Here is a 17,585-nt window from a genome sequence, read left to right on the forward strand (position 1 = left end):
GCCCGTGCCCGCCCGGTCACGGCCTGCGTTCAAAATTCTTTGCCGCTGCCGCGGCCAGGTCCGGCGGCAAGAAGTCCTTGTCGGGGTTGTAGTCGGCCTTCAGGTACCGCCCCAGGTCCTGCAAGTCCTGCGGGCTCAGTGTGCCGGCCGCCTGCTTCAGGCTCAGGTTGTCGAGAATGTAGTCATAGCGGCTGTTGTTGTAATCCCTCACCGAGGTGTAAAGCTGGCGCTGTGCATCGAGCACGTCGACGATGTTGCGTGTACCCACCTGATAGCCGATTTCAGTGGCCTCCAGTGCGCTCTGGTTGGAAATGATCGACTGTTTGCGTGCCTGTACCTGCTCCACGTCGGTGTTCACCGCGCGGTGCAGGTTGCGGGTGTTTTCCACCACCTGGCGGCGCAGGCTCTCGCGCTGTTGCTCGCTCTGGCTCAGGCGCTGGTAGGCCTCGCGAACCTGGGAGCTGGTCAGGCCGCCGCTGTATATCGGGATATTCAACTGCAGGCCGACACTGGTCTGCTCGACATCGCCGCTGTAGCGCACCCCCAGCTGCGACGGGTTGGTGAAGCCGAGGCTGTCGTTGTCACCCTTCTGGTACTTGGCGACTGCGTCCAGGGTTGGCGCGTGGCCGGCCTTGCGCTGGCGCAGGGTCTCTTCGGCGGCAGAAACGGCGTAGTTGGTCGCCAGCAGGTTGAGGTTCTGGCGCCCGGCAGTTTCGACCCAGGCCTTGGCGTCGTTGGGCGTAGGCACCCGGATCGGCAAAGTATGCACCACGCCCTGGATCGACGAATACTCACGGTTGGTCAGGGTCACCAGTGCTTCGAAGGCATCCTGCACCTGGCGCTCGGCAATGATCCGGTTGGCGCGTGCCGTGTCGTAGCTGGCCTGCGATTGCAGCACATCGGTCTTGTCCGACAGGCCCACATCGAAACGCTCGTTCGACTGGTCCAGCTGGCGCTTGAAGGCCGCTTCTTCAGCCTTGGTCGCGGCCAGGTTGTCCTGGGCGCGGAGCACGGCGAAGTAGTTCTGCGCGGTCTGCAGGATCAGGTTCTGCTCGGTGGCCGACAGCTCCAGCGCCGCCTGTTCGTTGACGGCTTCGGCAGCCTGCAACTGGAACCAGCGATCGGCGCGGAAGATAGGCTGGGCCAGGGTAGCGCTCCAGGAATTGCCGCTGCGGTTGGAGGTGATCGACGGTTCGTCCAGCTTGGTGCGGGTGTTCATCATTTCGGCACCGGCCGACAGGTTGGGCAGCAAACCGGCGCGGGCCTGCGGCACCACTTCGCGGCGTGCGCCATAGTCGGCGCGGGCGGCGGCCAGGTCGGCGTTGTTGTCCACCGCCTCCTGGTAGACGCTGACCAGGTCGGTCTTCACCGTTTGGGGCACGTCCGCTGCCCAGGCCACTCCGTTGGACGCACAAGACACGGCTATCGCCAGTGAGAGTTTGCGCAGCATAGAGGCAATCCTTGTACGAAATTTAATTACTGAACTGTTGAGTATCGAGCGATGCGCCAGTGTAGTGCCATGCGCCCCCGGCAACAATCGCTCGGTACGCCTTTCATCATCCGCGCATTTACCCGCTTGGCTTTGCCGACCACTCCAGTCTAGACTGCGCGTGTTCTTGTCGGGGTGCCTTGAATCAAAGGCTGAGATCGCAGAGGTGCGGATCCCGTTGAACCTGATCAGGTTAGCGCCTGCGTAGGGAACAAGATTGCTCGCCTTCCCGGGGAGCCTCTTGTGCCAGGTCCGGGATTGTCACAGCTGCATGCAGCTTTCAGGCACCCCCATATCCGGCACTGCACCCGTCAAGGGCTGCGTCCGCGTCTTTCAGGTTCATCCCCGACATTCCACTGCTAGGAAGCCGTCTGGAGAGCCTGTGATGAGCAAACAAGAAAAAGCGATCAACCTCAGCGAATCGGCACAAGTCGATCAGCAATCCGTGCAACCGTTCCCGCGTTCGCGCAAGGTCTATGTCGAAGGCTCGCGCCCGGACATTCGCGTACCCATGCGCGAAATCAGCCTGGACGATACGCCGACCGATTTCGGTGGCGAGACCAACGCCCCGGTGCTGGTCTACGACACGTCCGGCCCGTACACCGACCCTGATGTGATCATCGACGTGCGCAAGGGCCTGGCCGACGTGCGTTCGGCCTGGATCGACGACCGCGGGGACACCGAGCGCCTGGGCGGCCTGAGCTCCGACTTTGGCCAGCAGCGCCTGAACGATGCCGACCTGGCCAAGCTGCGCTTCGCCCATGTGCGCAACCCGCGCCGCGCGAAGGCCGGTGCCAACGTCTCGCAGATGCACTATGCCCGTCAGGGCATCATCACCGCCGAGATGGAATACGTGGCCATCCGTGAAAACATGAAGCTGCAGGAGGCCCGCGCCGCAGGCCTGCTGAACGATCAGCATGCCGGCCACAGCTTCGGTGCCAACATTGCGAAAGAAATCACCGCCGAATTCGTGCGTGAGGAAATCGCCCGTGGTCGGGCGATCATCCCGGCCAACATCAACCACCCGGAAGTGGAGCCGATGATCATCGGCCGCAACTTCCTGGTGAAGATCAACGGCAATATCGGCAACAGCGCCCTGGGCTCCTCGATCGAGGAAGAAGTGGCCAAGCTGACCTGGGGCATCCGCTGGGGTTCGGACACGGTCATGGACTTGTCCACCGGCAAGCATATCCATGAAACCCGCGAATGGATCATCCGCAACTCGCCGGTGCCGATCGGTACGGTGCCGATCTACCAGGCCCTGGAAAAAGTCAACGGTGTGGCCGAGGACCTGACCTGGGAGCTGCTCCGCGACACCCTGATCGAGCAGGCCGAGCAGGGCGTGGACTACTTCACCATCCACGCTGGTGTGTTGCTGCGCTATGTGCCGCTGACCGCCAAGCGCGTCACCGGCATCGTCAGCCGTGGTGGCTCGATCATGGCCAAGTGGTGCCTGGCGCACCACAAGGAAAACTTCCTGTACACCCACTTCGACGAAATCTGCGAAATCATGAAGGCCTACGACGTCAGCTTCTCGCTGGGCGACGGCCTGCGCCCTGGCTCGATTGCCGACGCCAACGACGCCGCACAGTTCGGTGAGCTGGAAACCCTCGGCGAGCTGACCAAGATCGCCTGGAAGCACGATGTGCAGTGCATGATCGAAGGCCCCGGCCACGTGCCGATGCAGCTGATCAAGGAGAACATGGACAAGCAGCTGGAGTGCTGCGACGAGGCGCCGTTCTACACCCTCGGCCCGCTGACCACCGACATCGCCCCGGGCTATGACCACATCACCTCGGGCATTGGTGCGGCGATGATCGGCTGGTTCGGTTGCGCCATGCTGTGCTACGTCACGCCCAAGGAGCACCTGGGCCTGCCGAACAAGGACGACGTCAAGACCGGCATCATCACCTACAAGATCGCTGCACATGCCGCCGACCTTGCCAAGGGCCACCCGGGCGCGCAGATTCGCGATAACGCCTTGTCCAAGGCGCGTTTCGAATTCCGTTGGGAAGACCAGTTCAACCTGGGCCTGGACCCGGACACCGCGCGTGCCTTCCACGACGAAACCTTGCCGAAGGAATCGGCCAAGGTCGCGCACTTCTGCTCGATGTGCGGGCCGAAGTTCTGCTCGATGAAGATCACCCAGGAAGTCCGTGAGTACGCCGCCAAGATCGAAGCCGTCGACGTCACGGCCGAGCAAGGCATGCGCGAGCAGGCCGAGCGGTTCCGCCAGACAGGCAGCCAGCTGTACCACAAAGTCTAAACCGCTGCGCTGCCCCTTGTAGGAGCGGCCTTGTGTCGCGATGGGCTGCGAAGCGGCCCCGGCAATTTCAGCTGTGAAGCTGAAAACCTGGGGCCGCTCTGCGGCCCTTTCGCGAGACAAGGCCGCTCCTACAGCGACCGCGTACATTCCAATACTTTGCCGAGTATCAACAAGCATGACCACGCCTAGCCAGTTTTCCCCCGACCACCCGGTCCCCACCCACCAGCGCATCTTCGGCGCCCGCGACCTGTTCTCGCTATGGTTCTCCCTGGGCATCGGCCTGATGGTGCTGCAGGTCGGCGCCATGCTGGCGCCGGGCCTTGGCCTCGCCGGCGCAGTGCTGGCCATCGCTCTGGGTACTGGTGTCGGCGTGCTGCTGCTGGGCGCCGCCGGCGTCATCGGCAGCGATACTGGCCTTTCTGCCATGGGCACCCTGAAACTCAGCCTGGGCGGCCATGGCGCGCGCCTGCCGGCGCTGCTCAACCTGCTGCAACTGGTGGGCTGGGGCGCGTTCGAGATCATTGTCATGCGCGATGCCGCCAGCCTGCTGGGTGCGCGCGCGTTCGGCGCAGAAAGCGCCTGGAACAGCCCGATGCTCTGGACCCTGTGCTTCGGCGCCCTGGCCACCCTGTTGGCGGTCAGCGGCCCGCTGGCGTTTGTGCGCAAGGTGCTGCGGGCCTGGGGCATCTGGGTGCTGCTGGGCGCTTGCCTGTGGCTGACCTGGAACCTGTTCGCCAAGGCCGACCTGGCGCAGTTGTGGAGCCGTGCGGGGGACGGTTCGATGTCGCTGGCCGTGGGCTTCGACATCGTCATCGCCATGCCGCTGTCCTGGCTACCGCTGATCGCCGACTACTCGCGTTTCGCCCGCAACGGCAAGCATGTGTTCGGCGGCACGGTGATCGGCTATTTCATCGGCAACACCTGGCTGATGAGCCTGGGTGTGGCCTACACCCTGGCCTTTGCCGCCAATGGCGAGGTCAATGCCTTGCTGCTGGCACTGGCGGGCGCCGGCATGGGCATTCCGCTGCTGCTTATCCTGCTCGACGAGTCGGAAAAGGCCTTTGCCGATATCCATTCGGCAGCGGTTTCCACCGGTGTGCTGTTGCCGCTGAAGGTCGAGCACCTGGCGCTGGCCATCGGCGTGCTGTGCACCCTGATTGCCTTGTTGGCGCCACTGGCACAGTACGAGAATTTCCTGTTGCTGATCGGGTCGGTGTTCGCGCCGTTGTTCGGCGTAGTGCTGATGGACCATTACGTGGTCCGTCGCCGCCGCCTGCCGGCACAGGTGGGTGGCTTGCACTGGCAGGCGCTGCTGGCCTGGGCGGTGGGCGTTGTGGCTTACCATGTGATTGCCGCGCAGGCACCTGACCTGGGGGCGACCCTGCCGGCATTGGTGCTGGCAGGGCTACTGCACGGGCTGCTGAGCTTCAGCCGCGGCCGGGAAACAGCTCAGGCTTGAGCACGCCGTTCAGGCGCGGGTAGGGGATTTTCAGCTCCACGTGGCCCATGGAGTAGGGCGCGATAGCATAGACCTCGTACTTGACCACCACCGCGCCGTACGTCAGGGCGACGTGCGGCGACTGCTTGAATGGCCAGGTCTTGACGAACTCGGCGTCCTTGTCCATGCCTACACTGATCAGCCAGGCGCGGTGCGACTCCTCGACGGTTTTCCAGAAGGTGTCCTCCTGGCCTGGCACCAGCATGTCCTGCAAGGTCAACACCTTGTCCAGCTTGCGCGAATAGTTGATGAAGCCACGCCCGGGCATGCCGTGGGCGCCGCCGCTGTCCAGGTAGCTGGACAACTCGATGATCACCAGCCCGTCATGCTGTTCGCGTACCTTGGCTTGCAGGTAGCTGCTGTTACGTTTGTCGGCACTGGCCAGGTATTGCTGTTCATAGGCCTGCAGGGTGCTTGGCGCGGTGCCATGCTGATTGTCTTCGGTCAGCTGCAGCAGGCGCTTTTCGACGATGCCATCAAGTTTGGGCAGGGCCGGGAAATGGATCATGTCGATGTTCACCAGCGGGCAGTCGCTCTCGCTGCAGCCAGGTTTGACATGCTCCCAGGCGTCGCGCTTGACCTCCAGCGGGGCCCGGTGGCTTGGCGTGAACAGGCTTTGGCAGGCGCCAAGGGCGAGTGCCAGCACGGCCACGGAAGTCAGTTTGACAAGTGTCATGATGATCCTTGCAGAACAGGGAAAAGTCGGCCTTTGACCGTCTGCGCGGCCTTCAGTTCGCCACTAAGCTAACAGAGTGAAGACGTGCTGTAACGAGTGTGCGAACGGTTGCCAGAAAGGGGTGAAACCGACAGGCGTGCAGAGTAGGATGGCGCGAAGCGGTATTTGAGGTAATGAGGGTTTCCATGTCAGACGCGTTCAATTCAGTGCCCAAGGGCTTCGAGATCATCGAGCGGGCCAATTGCTTCCAGGGCTTCTACAAGCTCGACAGGCTGCGCCTGCGCCATGAACTTTTTGCCGGGGGCATGGGCCGCGAGATCAGCCGCGAACTGTTCGTGCGCCATGACGCGGTGTGCGTGCTGCCTTATGACCCGCAGCGCGATGAAGTGGTGCTGATCGAGCAGTTCCGTGTCGGTGCCCTGGGCAAGGTCGACAACCCCTGGTTGATCGAGATGGTCGCCGGCCTGATCGACAAGGACGAGCAACCCGAAGACGTCGCCCACCGCGAAGCCGACGAAGAAGCCGGCCTGACCTTCAGTGCCCTGTGGCCGATGACCCGCTATTTCCCCTCGCCCGGCGGCAGTGACGAATACGTCCATCTGTTCCTTGGCCGCTGCAGCAGCGAGGGTGCCGGTGGCCTGCATGGCCTGGAAGAAGAGGGCGAAGACATCCGTGTGCGCGTGTGGTCGTTCGAGGATGCCCTGCAGGCGGTGCGCGATGGGCGCATCTGCAACGCGGCAACCATCATCGGCCTGCAATGGCTGGCGCTGAACCGTGACGAAGTACGAGGTATGTGGAAGTGAACCTGCTGCGCGAGCGCTATCGAGTCGACCTGGTCGGGCTGCAGGCAGCCTGCGAGGCCAACTACGCCCGGCTGATGCGCCTGTTGCCCGACATGCGCACCACCCAGAGCTCGCGCCGCATCGGCATGACCCAGGGCGACCAGATGCTCGGCGTGCTGGTGCTCGACGTGGTGCTGGCCTGCCCGTACACCACCACCTTGCACGTGCGCCAGGAGCACAGCCTGCCGTGGTTGCCGGTACCGCATCTGGAAGTGCAGGTTTACCACGATGCACGCATGGCCGAAGTGATCAGCGCCCAACATGCCCGGCGCCTGCGCAGCATCTACCCCTATCCCAATGCAGGCATGCACCAGCCGGATGAAAAGGCCCAGCTCAACCTGTTCCTCGGTGAATGGCTGAGCCACTGCCTGGCCTGCGGGCACGAACTGGCAAGCGTTCGCTGAATTGTGACGTGGGTGGCTTGCGGGTGTTTGCTCGCAAGCATTCCACGGCCATAATTGCTGCTGAATCCGTTCGAGGAGACGGCCGTTGCCGCAGCCAGACCAATCGCGCCCCGTGCATGTGGTGCAACTGACCGATGCCCACCTGTTCGCCGACCCGGCTGGCAGCATGCTGGGCCTCAATACCCGTGACAGCCTGCGCCATGTGGTCGCCCAGGTGCGCCGCGAGCAACCGCTTGTCGACCTGCTGTTGTGCACTGGCGATCTGTCGCAGGATGCCAGCGTGGCGTCTTATGAAGCATTTCGCGAGCTGACCGCGCCGTTTGGCGTGCCCACCCGTTGGCTGCCGGGCAACCATGACGAGGCCCAGGTCATGGCGCAGGTGGCGCCGGAGTTGGTCCAGGCTGTGACCGATATTGCCGGGTGGCGCATCATCATGCTCAACACGGCGGTGCACGGGGCGCCGCACGGTTTTCTCCAAGAGGATCAGCTGGCGACGCTGGAGTCGGCCCTCAAGGGGGCGGGCGAGCGGCATTGCCTGGTGTGTTTCCATCATCAGCCTGTGGATATCGGCTGTGCCTGGATTGCACCGATCGGCTTGCGCAATGCCCAGGCAATGTTCGCTGTCGTCGAGCGTTATCCGCAGGTGCGGGCGTTGCTGTGGGGGCATGTGCATCAGCCGTGGGATGAAGTGCGAAACGGCCGGCGTCTGCTGGCCACGCCTTCGACCTGCATCCAGTTCGCGGCGCGCAGCGAGGAATTTCAGGTGAGCGAGGAGCAGCCTGGGTATCGCTGGTTGCGCCTGCATGCCGACGGGCGGCTGGACACCGGGGTGGAACGGGCGCTGGATTTTGCGGTGAAGCTGGACTTCGACAGCCCGGGGTATTGAAGAATGGGGCTGCTGCGCAGCCCATCGCCGGCAAGCCAGCTCCCACATCTGCCGCGCCGGCCTCAGACCCTGTGCTGCCTGCCTGAGGCCAACGCGGTAGGTGTGGGAGCTGGCTTGCCGGCGATGGGGCGCGCAGCGGCCCCGGCTTTCTGGAAGAAATTGTTGCGAAACCCGTGACACTGCGTCAAAACCCGTCGAACGCGATACACTGCGCGTCCCTGCGCCGGCATCACCAGGCGCGAAGCCACAGACTCCGGGGGCAGCATGTCGGGTTCCATCCTCTATATCCATGGCTTCAACAGCTCGCCGCTTTCGACCAAGGCGCGCCAGCTCGAGGCTGTGATGCAGCAGCTGGGCTTGTCGGCCCAACTGCGCCTGCCGGCGTTGCACCATCACCCGCGGCAGGCCATTGCCCAGCTGGAAGCGGCGATCGCCGAGCTGGGCGCGCCATTACTGGTGGGCAGTTCGCTCGGCGGCTACTATGCCACTCATCTGGCAGAGCGCTTTGGCCTCAAGGCCCTGCTGGTCAACCCGGCGGTAACGCCGCACAAGCATTTCGACGGCTACCTGGGTACCCAGCGCAATCACTACAGCGGTGAAACCTGGGAGCTGACCCACGATCACGTGCAGGCCCTGGCCGAGCTGGAAGTACCAGCCCCGGCGGACGCCAGCCGCTATCAAGTGTGGCTGCAGACCGCCGATGAAACCCTGGACTACCGCCATGCCGAGCACTATTACCGTGCCTGTGCCCTGCGCATCCAGGCCGGGGGCGATCACAGCTTCCAGGGCTTTGCCGAGCGCCTGCCGGCACTGCTGGCCTTCGCCGGCATCGCCCGCGGGCAGTATGCGGCGCTCGATTTTTCTGTATTTTGACTTCCCTGCATTCACCAGACTGACGACGAGACCCTATGGCCAATCCCAGCGCTAGCGCCTATAACGCAGACGCCATCGAAGTCCTCTCGGGCCTTGACCCGGTGCGCAAACGGCCGGGCATGTACACCGACACCAGCCGCCCCAACCACCTGGCCCAGGAAGTCATCGACAACAGTGTCGACGAAGCCCTGGCCGGCCATGCCCGTTCGGTGCAGGTTATCCTGCATGCCGACCACTCGCTGGAAGTCAGCGACGATGGCCGCGGCATGCCGGTGGACATCCACCCGGAAGAGGGCGTGTCGGGGGTCGAGCTGATCCTCACCAAGCTGCACGCCGGCGGCAAGTTCTCCAACAAGAACTACCAGTTCTCCGGTGGCCTGCACGGCGTTGGCATCTCGGTGGTCAACGCCCTGTCGACCCAGGTGCGCGTGCGCGTCAAGCGTGACGGCAACGAATACCAGATGACCTTCGCCGATGGCTTCAAGGCCAGCGAGCTGGAGGTGGTCGGCTCGGTCGGCAAGCGCAATACCGGCACCAGCGTGTACTTCAGCCCCGACCCCAAGTACTTCGATTCGCCCAAGTTTTCCATCAGCCGGCTCAAGCACGTGCTCAAGGCCAAGGCCGTGCTGTGCCCGGGCCTGCTGGTCAGCTTCGAGGACAAGGCCAGCGGCGAGAAGGTCGAGTGGCATTACGAGGACGGCCTGCGCTCCTACCTGGTCGACTCGGTAAACGAATTCCAGCGCCTGCCTGAAGAGCCGTTCTGCGGCAGCCTGGCCGGCAACAAGGAGGCCGTGGACTGGGCGCTGCTGTGGCTGCCCGAAGGCGGCGACAGCGTTCAGGAAAGCTACGTCAACCTGATCCCCACCGCCCAGGGCGGGACCCACGTCAACGGCCTGCGCCAAGGCCTGCTGGATGCCATGCGCGAGTTCTGCGAATTCCGCAACCTGTTGCCGCGCGGGGTGAAACTGGCCCCGGAAGACGTCTGGGAACGCATCACCTTCGTGCTGTCGATGAAGATGCAGGACCCGCAGTTCTCCGGGCAGACCAAAGAGCGCCTGTCATCGCGCGAAGCGGCTGCTTTTGTCTCTGGCGTGGTCAAGGATGCCTTCAGCCTGTGGCTCAACGGTCACCCCGAGCTGGGCATGCAGCTGGCAGAACTGGCCATCAGCAACGCCGGTCGCCGCCTCAAGGCCAGCAAGAAGGTCGAACGCAAGCGCATTACCCAGGGCCCGGCACTGCCCGGCAAGCTGGCCGATTGCGCGGGCCAGGACCCGATGCGGGCCGAGCTGTTCCTGGTCGAGGGTGACTCGGCCGGTGGCTCTGCCAAACAGGCGCGGGACAAGGAGTTCCAGGCGATCCTGCCGCTGCGCGGCAAAATCCTCAACACCTGGGAAGTGGACGGAGGCGAAGTCCTGGCCAGCCAGGAAGTGCACAACATTGCCGTAGCCATTGGCGTCGACCCCGGTGCAACTGACCTTGCGCAATTGCGTTACGGCAAGGTCTGCATCCTCGCCGACGCCGACTCCGACGGCCTGCACATCGCCACGCTGCTGTGCGCCCTGTTCGTCCAGCACTTCCGCGCGCTGGTCGAGGCCGGGCACGTCTATGTGGCCATGCCGCCGCTGTACCGCATCGACCTGGGCAAGGAAATCTACTACGCCCTCGACGAAGCCGAGCGTGACGGCATCCTCGACCGCCTGGTGGCCGAGAAGAAACGCGGCAAGCCACAAGTCACCCGCTTCAAGGGCCTGGGCGAGATGAACCCGCCGCAGCTGCGCGAAACCACCATGGACCCGAACACCCGGCGCCTGGTGCAGCTGACCCTGGATGACGTTGAGGCCACCTGCGAGCTGATGGACAAGCTGCTGGCCAAGAAGCGCGCCGGTGACCGCAAGAGCTGGCTGGAAACCAAGGGCAACCTGGCCGAGGTCATGGTTTGATTCGTCTGTGCCTGGCTGCGTGTCTGGCGCTGGTTGCCCTGCCGAGCCTGGCGGGCAACTGGCCCGAGCTGAAGCTCAGTGCCGAACACCCGATCGACGGCATGCGCGGTGGTAACCTGTCCGGCCTGGTGCAGTGTCGTGGCGGGCTGTGGGGTGTGTCCGACCGTGACGACGACCGCATCTACCGCTTCGACCAGCAGAACCCGACCTGGCGCGCGCAACCGCTCACCTTCACCCCCCCGCAGGTGCCGGAAAGCGGCCTGCCATGGGGCCTGAAGTCGCGCAACTGGGCGGCGTCGTACATTCGTGGCGGCGAGCTGGACTTCGAAGGCATCACCTGTGACCAGGCCGGCAACCTGTACCTGGTCAGCGAAGCGCACGCCGCAGTGCTGCAACTGCCGCTGGACGGCCAGCCGGACTGGTTGAAGATCGACCCGGCCATGGTGCGCCAGGCCCGGGCCAGCGGCATGCTGCTGAACTTCAATGCCTTGTTCGAAGGGCTGGCGATCAACCCGGCAGGCGACCGCCTGTGGCTGGCGGCCGAGCGCGAGCGCCGCGGCCTTGTGGCGATCGAGCGCCAGCAATCGGTGTGGACCTGCGGGCGTACCTGTGTGCTGCTGAGTGAGGCCGGGGTCGAGATGCAACCGCCGCAGATGCCCGATGCCCGGGCACTGTCTCGCGACTTTGCCGACCTGGCCTGGTTCGAGGGCAAGCTTTTTACCCTGGAACGCAACGCTTACCGGGTTTGCCGGCGTGATGCCGACAGTGGCAAGGTCGAGCGCTGCTGGTCGTTCGCCGCCGAAGCGCTGCAACCCATGCGCCGCTACGATCAGCCATTCGGCCTGGCCGAGGCACTGGTGATCGACGCCAAGGGCGCCTGGGTCGGGCTGGACAACAACAACGGTGACCGCGCCGATGGCGAAAGCCGTCCGATCGTCTGGCGCTTCGACGCGCCGGACGGCGGCTGGAGCGCCAAGCCATGAGCCAGGCGCCGGGCAAGCGTGCGGGCAGGGTGCTGATGATCCTCGCCTGGGGGGCGGCGTTGTTCCTAGCCACGCGCTTTTTTGGCCAGTGGGAAGACAGCCAGCGCAACCCTAATGCCCAGGTGCAGTCCGAGCATGGCGAAGGCTTCATCGAGGTACGCCTGTTGGGCAACGGCCAGGGCCACTTCGTGGTGGATGGCGCGATCAACGGCCAGATGGTGCACTTCATGCTCGATACCGGTGCCACCGACGTGGCGATCCCCGAGGCCTTGGCCCGTGACCTGAACCTGCAGCGCGGCAGCCCGGTGCTGCTCAGTACCGCCAACGGTCGCACCGAAGGCTACCGCACGCGCCTGGCGAGCCTGCAGCTGGGTGATATCCGCCTGCGGGACGTACGCGCCATCGTGGTGCCGGGCCTGGACGGGCCTACCGTATTGCTGGGCATGAGTGCCCTGAAACAACTTGAATTTACCCAACGTGGCGGCACCATGCTGCTGCGCCAGAACCTGAAATGACGAGGCCCGCATGAGCGACTCACTGGAACTCAGCCTGGACGGCGTAGAACGCCGCTCGCTGGCTGACTTCACCGAACAGGCCTACCTCAACTATTCCATGTACGTGATCATGGACCGCGCCTTGCCGCACATCGGTGACGGCCTGAAGCCGGTGCAGCGCCGCATCGTCTACGCCATGAGCGAGTTGGGGCTCGATGCCGATGCCAAGCACAAGAAATCGGCGCGTACCGTCGGTGACGTGCTCGGCAAGTTCCACCCTCACGGCGATTCGGCCTGCTACGAAGCCATGGTGTTGATGGCCCAGCCATTCAGCTACCGTTACACCCTGGTCGACGGCCAGGGCAACTGGGGTGCGCCGGACGATCCGAAGTCGTTCGCCGCCATGCGTTATACCGAGGCGCGGCTGTCGCGCTACGCCGAAGTGCTGCTCAATGAAGTCGGTCAGGGCACCGTCGACTGGGTGCCGAACTTCGACGGCACCTTGCAGGAGCCCGCTGTTCTGCCAGCGCGGCTGCCCAACATCCTGCTCAACGGCACTACCGGTATCGCCGTGGGCATGGCCACCGACGTACCGCCGCACAACCTGCGTGAAGTGGCCAGCGCCTGCGTGCGCCTGCTCGACGAGCCCAAGGCCACCATCGAGCAGCTGTGCGAGCACATTCAGGGGCCGGATTACCCGACCGAGGCCGAGATCATCACGCCGCGGGCAGAAATCCAGAAGATGTACGAAAGCGGCCGCGGCTCGATCCGCATGCGCGCCGTATACCGTGTCGAGGATGGCGACATCGTTGTCACCGCGCTGCCACACCAGGTCTCCGGGGCCAAGGTGCTGGAGCAGATCGCCGCGCAGATGCAGGCCAAGAAGCTGCCGATGGTTGCCGACCTGCGTGACGAGTCGGACCACGAGAACCCGTGCCGCATCGTCATCATCCCGCGCTCGAACCGCGTGGATGCCGCCGAACTGATGCAGCACCTGTTTGCCACCACCGACCTGGAGAGCAGCTACCGGGTCAACGTCAATATCATCGGCCTCGACGGCCGGCCGCAGTTGAAGAACTTGCGGATGATCCTGGTGGAATGGCTGGAGTTCCGCACCAATACCGTTCGTCGCCGCCTGCAGCACCGTCTGGACAAGGTCGAGAAGCGTTTGCACCTGTTGGATGGTTTGCTCACCGCGTTCCTCAACCTGGACGAAGTGATCCACATCATCCGTACCGAGGAGCACCCCAAGCAGGCCCTTATCGCCCGTTTCGAGCTGACCGAGATTCAGGCCGAATACATTCTCGAGACCCGTCTGCGTCAGCTGGCGCGCCTCGAAGAGATGAAAATCCGTGGCGAGCAGGACGAGCTGCTTAAGGAGCAAGCCAAGCTGCAGGCCCTGCTGGGCAGCGAGGCAAAACTGCGCAAGCTGGTGCGCAGCGAACTCATCAAGGATGCCGAAACCTATGGCGACGATCGTCGTTCGCCAATCGTCGAACGCGCCGAAGCCAAGGCCCTGTCGGAAAACGAGCTGATGCCCACCGAGCCCGTCACCGTGGTGCTTTCGGAGAAGGGCTGGGTGCGTTGCGCCAAGGGCCATGACATTGACGCCACCGGCCTTTCCTACAAGGCAGGCGACGGCTTCAAGGCCGCAGCAGCCGGGCGCTCCAACCAGTTTGCCGTGCTTATCGACTCCACCGGTCGCAGCTACTCGCTGGCGGCGCACAGCCTGCCGTCGGCGCGTGGCCAGGGCGAGCCCCTGACCGGCCGCCTGACGCCGCCGCCGGGCGCCACCTTCGAATGCGTGCTGCTGCCGGAGGACGACGCGTTGTACGTGGTGGCTTCTGACGCCGGCTATGGCTTTGTGGTCAAGGGCGAAGACCTGCAGGCCAAGAACAAGGCTGGCAAAGGGTTGCTAAGCCTGCCCAACGGGGCCAAGGTGATGACCCCGCGCCCGGTCTCCAACCGCGAGCAGGACTGGCTGGCAGCAGTGACCACCGAAGGCCGCCTGCTGGTATTCAAGGTCAGCGACCTGCCCCAGCTGGGTAAAGGCAAGGGCAACAAGATCATTGGCGTGCCGGGCGACCGGGTGGCCAGTCGAGAAGAGTTCGTCACCGATCTGGCCGTGATTGCAGAAGGGGCGACCCTTGTATTGCAAGCCGGTAAGCGTACCCTGTCTCTGAAAGCGGACGACCTGGAGCATTACAAGGGCGAGCGCGGACGGCGAGGCAGCAAGCTGCCACGCGGGTTCCAGCGCGTCGATGGGTTGCAGGTGGAAGTGCCGGCGTAACCGGCAGAAATGTCTGGAACGGCAATTTCAGCGCCGTTCCGGGCAGAAATGCTGGAGTCGGACGGCTATTTCGCGGATGATATGGCCCTCGTGGTGCCGGCGTGGCCGTGTGCCCGTTTGAATTTTTATGTATCACTGCGGTGTGCCAGATGGCAACCGCCTGGATGGGATGATGAAATTTCTGCGCCTTCCATTTGCGCTGTTGATGACTGGCCTGCTGGGCCTTGGCGGGTGCACCATGCATCAGCCGGTTGCCCTGTACCAGCTCGACAGTGGTGATCCTGGCCAGCCTTCGCAGAGTGCGGGCATGGCCGTGGTGCTCGGCCCGGTATCGGTAGCCGATTACCTGCAACGCGAGACGTTCCTGCAGCGTCAGACCGATGGCAGCCTGAGTTCAGCGACCGATGGTCGTTGGGCTGGCAGCCTGTCGTCGGACATCGACCAGCTGTTGGTACGCCAGCTCGCCTGGCGCCTGGACAGCCAGCGCGTGGTGCTGGCACCGGCGACCCCCGGCTTCAGCCCGGATGTGCAGGTGTTGCTGTCGATTACCCGCCTGGACTCGGGCAAGAACCAGCCGGCCATCCTGGATGCCCAGTGGCGCGTGCTCGACCGCCGTGGTCATGTGCGTGACAACCGCATTGTCCACCTCGAGCAGCAGCACGAGGGCAGTGAGGCGTCGCAGGTTCAGGCCCAGGGCCAACTGCTGCAGAAGCTGGCCGAACAGCTGAGTACGGCGGTCAAGCCGCTGGCCAACCAGCCGGCCATCGCCGAAGAACCACCGAAAAAGCCCGCTGCGCGGGTGCAGGTGAAGAAAGAGCCGGAGAAATCCAAGATTCCGATGGCCTCGCCGATCCGCACGGATATGGAAGTCTATCGGTTCTGACCGAGCCACCAGATACAAAAAAGCCCGCAATCATGCGGGCTTTTTTGTATCTGCAATAAACCAGTCTGAAGCTGTGTGCGGTCCCTGTAGGAGCGGCCTTGCGTCGCGAGCGGCGCCTACAGGGGCCAACGCAGGCCTGTCAGGCCCGGCGCTCGTGCATGCGCGCCAGTTGCCGCTCCAGCATCGACGGGTAGGGCTCCATCAGCCGCTCCACGCAGCAGGCACCCTCAGGGCTGGCAATTGGACGAATACGGGCACGCTGGCGAATCAATGTGTCATCGCTGATCTGCCGCTCCACCAGCAACAGGTTGCGGCTGTGCTGCGACAGCGCCAGGGCATCCTGGGCCTTCTCGGCCATCAGCAGGTCGACCAGCTCCAGCCCGTGCAGGTCGTTACCCAGGGCCAGGCCCAACTGCAACTGCAGGGTGATGCCGCTGTCGGCCACCTCGATCTGCAGGGCATGGCCCAGGGCGCGCAACAGCTCGCCGCAGCAGATGGCGTTGGTCAGGTAGTCCTCGCCACACTCGCGGCTGTGGAACAGCACCAGCGTGCTGCCATCGTTGAGGGTGTGGGTTTCACCGTCGTAAAGCGAGGCGGCGTGCTCCAGGCAATCGCGGTAGCGCTCGGTCAGCTCGGTCAGGCGGGTACGTGGCAGGCGGCGCAACTGCTCCTGCGAACCCAGCTGCACGGCCAGCACGGCGCTGTACTGCGGCTCGTCGGATTCGACCACGGTGGCTTTCGGCGCACTGTCGTCGTCCAGCAGGCCGGCGAAGGCTTCGTCATCATCCTCTTCGGCCACGGCGGTTACCTTGGCACGCGGCGCAGCCTTGGGTGCCGGGGCCGGCTCGTCGAGGTCGTCGAAATGCTCATCGTCTTCTTCCTCAGGCTCCGGCTCGGGTGGCGGCGGGGCCAGGCGTGCATGCAGCTGGCGAGCGATGTCGCCGATCTCGTCCTGGCGGTCGGTAGCCGGGGTATAGGGCTGCGGGTCGCGCAGCCATACCCGCAGCTGCAGCAGCGGCAGCGTGATGTGGCGGCCCTGGCGCAGGCTCAGGGTCAGCGCCAGCACCAGCAGGATGGCGGCAAGGATGCCCATGCTCTGCAGGCTGATGAGCATCGGCTGCTGGAACTGGCTCATGTCCAGGCTGATGCGCAGTTGCCCGGCAGCGACGTCCTGGAAGCTGATCTTGGTCTGGTACAGGCCCTCGGCCTCGCCCAGCAGGCTATTGCGGGGGCGCTGGCCGGCCTCGGCGAGGATGCGGTTGTCCACGCTGTAGATCGCCGCATGAGCCACCAGCGGGTTTTTCACCAGGTTGCCCAGCAGCACATTGAGGCTGAGGATATCGTTGGCGACCAGCAGCTCGGTCGCCGAAGTGGCCGTCTGCGTGGTCAGGCTCTGGCCCAGGGCATCGGCCTGCTCGTGCATGGCCTGCTTGAACTGCAGGCCCATCACGCAGGCATAGATCACCAGCGCCAGTGCCACCAGGAATATGTTGGTGCAGGCGATGCGCAGTGCCAGCGGCACGCGACGTTGACTCAGGGCGCGATAGATCATCAGGAAGAAGTTGTCTGCTTTGACGGGCGTGGGCCGGTTCACTGAGCTCGGCTCTTAATGGCATGAAGTGTGGGGCAGTATAGCGATCCGGGTTTTGTCGGCAAAGTATCGTTGGCGCCCGATGGTCATGGAAAATCGGTAGAATGCGCATTTTTCATCGAAGTCGGAGCCAGGTTGTGCGCGAAATCGTCCTGATCAACATCACCGGTGAGGACCGTCCCGGTCTCACTGCGGCTATCACCGGCGTCCTGCTGCAGGGTGGTGTGAGCATCCTCGACATCGGCCTGGCGGTCATGCACGGCACCTTGTCGTTCGGCATTCTGGTCGACATCGCCGATAATGAAGTGGCAACCCGCCTGCTGCAAAGCGTGCAGGCCAAGGCCCACGAGCTGAACCTGCAGGCCCGCTACACGCCGATTTCCGAGGCGGACTACCAGCACTGGGCCGACGGCCAGGGCGAGGCACGCCATATTGTCACCCTGCTCAGCCGCAAGATCACCCCCGAGCAG

The 17,585-nt window shown here is 64.1% G+C and carries 15 protein-coding genes and 1 riboswitch; of the genes, 12 read left to right on the forward strand and 3 right to left on the reverse strand.

The features are described 5' to 3' along the window. Positions 1–16 precede the first annotated feature (16 nt). The gene (locus HP546_RS05610) at positions 17–1,450 is read right to left on the reverse strand and encodes a TolC family outer membrane protein (RefSeq protein WP_172220871.1); all 1,434 of its coding nucleotides are present in this window, start codon (positions 1,448–1,450) and stop codon (positions 17–19) included. A 160-nt stretch (positions 1,451–1,610) separates the two neighbouring features. Then, a riboswitch (TPP riboswitch) is annotated at positions 1,611–1,717 on the forward strand. A gap of 157 nt (positions 1,718–1,874) precedes the next feature. Here HP546_RS05610 and thiC point away from each other — a divergent pair. Both thiC and cytX read left to right on the forward strand, forming a co-directional pair. Then, a complete protein-coding gene (thiC, locus tag HP546_RS05615; protein ID WP_172220874.1) occupies positions 1,875–3,755 on the forward strand; it encodes a phosphomethylpyrimidine synthase ThiC in 1,881 nt (626 codons plus the stop codon). Between the two features lie 175 nt (positions 3,756–3,930). Further along, entirely contained in the window at positions 3,931–5,214 is a 1,284-nt protein-coding gene (gene cytX, locus HP546_RS05620; RefSeq protein WP_172220877.1) for a putative hydroxymethylpyrimidine transporter CytX, read from the forward strand. Here cytX and HP546_RS05625 read toward each other — a convergent pair. Then, positions 5,183–5,929, reverse strand: coding sequence for an RsiV family protein (locus HP546_RS05625; RefSeq protein WP_172220880.1), 747 nt, complete (start codon positions 5,927–5,929; stop codon positions 5,183–5,185). The two genes, cytX and HP546_RS05625, sit on opposite strands and share 32 nt — an antisense overlap. A gap of 185 nt (positions 5,930–6,114) precedes the next feature. On the opposite strand from HP546_RS05625, the gene HP546_RS05630 reads away from it, so the two are divergent. The 9 genes from HP546_RS05630 (at position 6,115) to HP546_RS05670 (ending at position 15,524) form a co-directional block, all read left to right on the forward strand. Next, on the forward strand, positions 6,115–6,732 hold the full coding sequence (locus HP546_RS05630) for an NUDIX domain-containing protein (protein ID WP_172220883.1): 618 nt from the start codon (positions 6,115–6,117) through the stop codon (positions 6,730–6,732). After that, a complete protein-coding gene (locus HP546_RS05635) occupies positions 6,723–7,175 on the forward strand; it encodes a DUF1249 domain-containing protein (protein ID WP_172220887.1) in 453 nt (150 codons plus the stop codon). Before HP546_RS05630 ends, HP546_RS05635 begins: the two co-directional genes overlap by 10 nt. Before the next feature lie 85 nt (positions 7,176–7,260). Beyond that, positions 7,261–8,061 carry a 3',5'-cyclic-AMP phosphodiesterase gene (gene cpdA / locus HP546_RS05640; RefSeq protein ID WP_172220890.1) on the forward strand — a complete coding sequence of 267 codons (801 nt, stop codon included), beginning with the start codon at positions 7,261–7,263 and terminating at the stop codon, positions 8,059–8,061. A 264-nt stretch (positions 8,062–8,325) separates the two neighbouring features. Next, a complete protein-coding gene (locus HP546_RS05645) occupies positions 8,326–8,934 on the forward strand; it encodes a YqiA/YcfP family alpha/beta fold hydrolase (RefSeq protein ID WP_172220893.1) in 609 nt (202 codons plus the stop codon). A 35-nt stretch (positions 8,935–8,969) separates the two neighbouring features. After that, positions 8,970–10,874 carry a DNA topoisomerase IV subunit B gene (gene parE / locus HP546_RS05650; protein WP_172220896.1) on the forward strand — a complete coding sequence of 635 codons (1,905 nt, stop codon included), beginning with the start codon at positions 8,970–8,972 and terminating at the stop codon, positions 10,872–10,874. Then, positions 10,871–11,857 (forward strand): esterase-like activity of phytase family protein, encoded by a 987-nt coding sequence (locus tag HP546_RS05655; RefSeq protein WP_172220899.1) that lies wholly within the window; start codon positions 10,871–10,873, stop codon positions 11,855–11,857. The genes parE and HP546_RS05655 overlap by 4 nt, the downstream gene beginning before the upstream one ends. Beyond that, positions 11,854–12,372, forward strand: a complete 519-nt coding sequence (locus HP546_RS05660; RefSeq protein WP_172220902.1) for a TIGR02281 family clan AA aspartic protease — start codon at positions 11,854–11,856, stop codon at positions 12,370–12,372. Before HP546_RS05655 ends, HP546_RS05660 begins: the two co-directional genes overlap by 4 nt. A 10-nt stretch (positions 12,373–12,382) precedes the next feature. Beyond that, complete coding sequence (gene parC / locus HP546_RS05665) at positions 12,383–14,641, forward strand: DNA topoisomerase IV subunit A (RefSeq protein ID WP_172220905.1); 2,259 nt, start codon at positions 12,383–12,385, stop codon at positions 14,639–14,641. A 172-nt stretch (positions 14,642–14,813) separates the two neighbouring features. Beyond that, on the forward strand, positions 14,814–15,524 hold the full coding sequence (locus tag HP546_RS05670) for a membrane integrity-associated transporter subunit PqiC (RefSeq protein WP_172220908.1): 711 nt from the start codon (positions 14,814–14,816) through the stop codon (positions 15,522–15,524). Between the two features lie 139 nt (positions 15,525–15,663). On the opposite strand, the gene HP546_RS05675 is transcribed toward HP546_RS05670, so the two are convergent. Continuing rightward, positions 15,664–17,118, reverse strand: coding sequence for an AhpA/YtjB family protein (locus tag HP546_RS05675; protein ID WP_172220911.1), 1,455 nt, complete (start codon positions 17,116–17,118; stop codon positions 15,664–15,666). A 134-nt stretch (positions 17,119–17,252) separates the two neighbouring features. Between HP546_RS05675 and HP546_RS05680 the strand changes: the two genes are divergently transcribed. Then, on the forward strand, positions 17,253–17,585 hold a 333-nt coding region (locus HP546_RS05680; RefSeq protein WP_372242414.1), incomplete at its 3' end, for an ACT domain-containing protein.

The organism is Pseudomonas sp. CM25 (assembly GCF_013179705.1).
Taxonomy (GTDB): domain Bacteria; phylum Pseudomonadota; class Gammaproteobacteria; order Pseudomonadales; family Pseudomonadaceae; genus Aquipseudomonas.

Excerpts from the sequence above, each read along its gene's own strand:
- HP546_RS05610 (WP_172220871.1), bottom strand. The coding sequence starts at position 1,450 with ATGCTGCGCAAACTCTCACTGGCGATAGCCGTGTCTTGTGCGTCCAAC.
- thiC (WP_172220874.1), top strand. The coding sequence starts at position 1,875 with ATGAGCAAACAAGAAAAAGCGATCAACCTCAGCGAATCGGCACAAGTC.
- cytX (WP_172220877.1), top strand. The coding sequence starts at position 3,931 with ATGACCACGCCTAGCCAGTTTTCCCCCGACCACCCGGTCCCCACCCAC.
- HP546_RS05625 (WP_172220880.1), bottom strand. The coding sequence starts at position 5,929 with ATGACACTTGTCAAACTGACTTCCGTGGCCGTGCTGGCACTCGCCCTT.
- HP546_RS05630 (WP_172220883.1), top strand. The coding sequence starts at position 6,115 with ATGTCAGACGCGTTCAATTCAGTGCCCAAGGGCTTCGAGATCATCGAG.
- HP546_RS05645 (WP_172220893.1), top strand. The coding sequence starts at position 8,326 with ATGTCGGGTTCCATCCTCTATATCCATGGCTTCAACAGCTCGCCGCTT.
- parE (WP_172220896.1), top strand. The coding sequence starts at position 8,970 with ATGGCCAATCCCAGCGCTAGCGCCTATAACGCAGACGCCATCGAAGTC.
- HP546_RS05660 (WP_172220902.1), top strand. The coding sequence starts at position 11,854 with ATGAGCCAGGCGCCGGGCAAGCGTGCGGGCAGGGTGCTGATGATCCTC.
- parC (WP_172220905.1), top strand. The coding sequence starts at position 12,383 with ATGAGCGACTCACTGGAACTCAGCCTGGACGGCGTAGAACGCCGCTCG.
- HP546_RS05670 (WP_172220908.1), top strand. The coding sequence starts at position 14,814 with ATGAAATTTCTGCGCCTTCCATTTGCGCTGTTGATGACTGGCCTGCTG.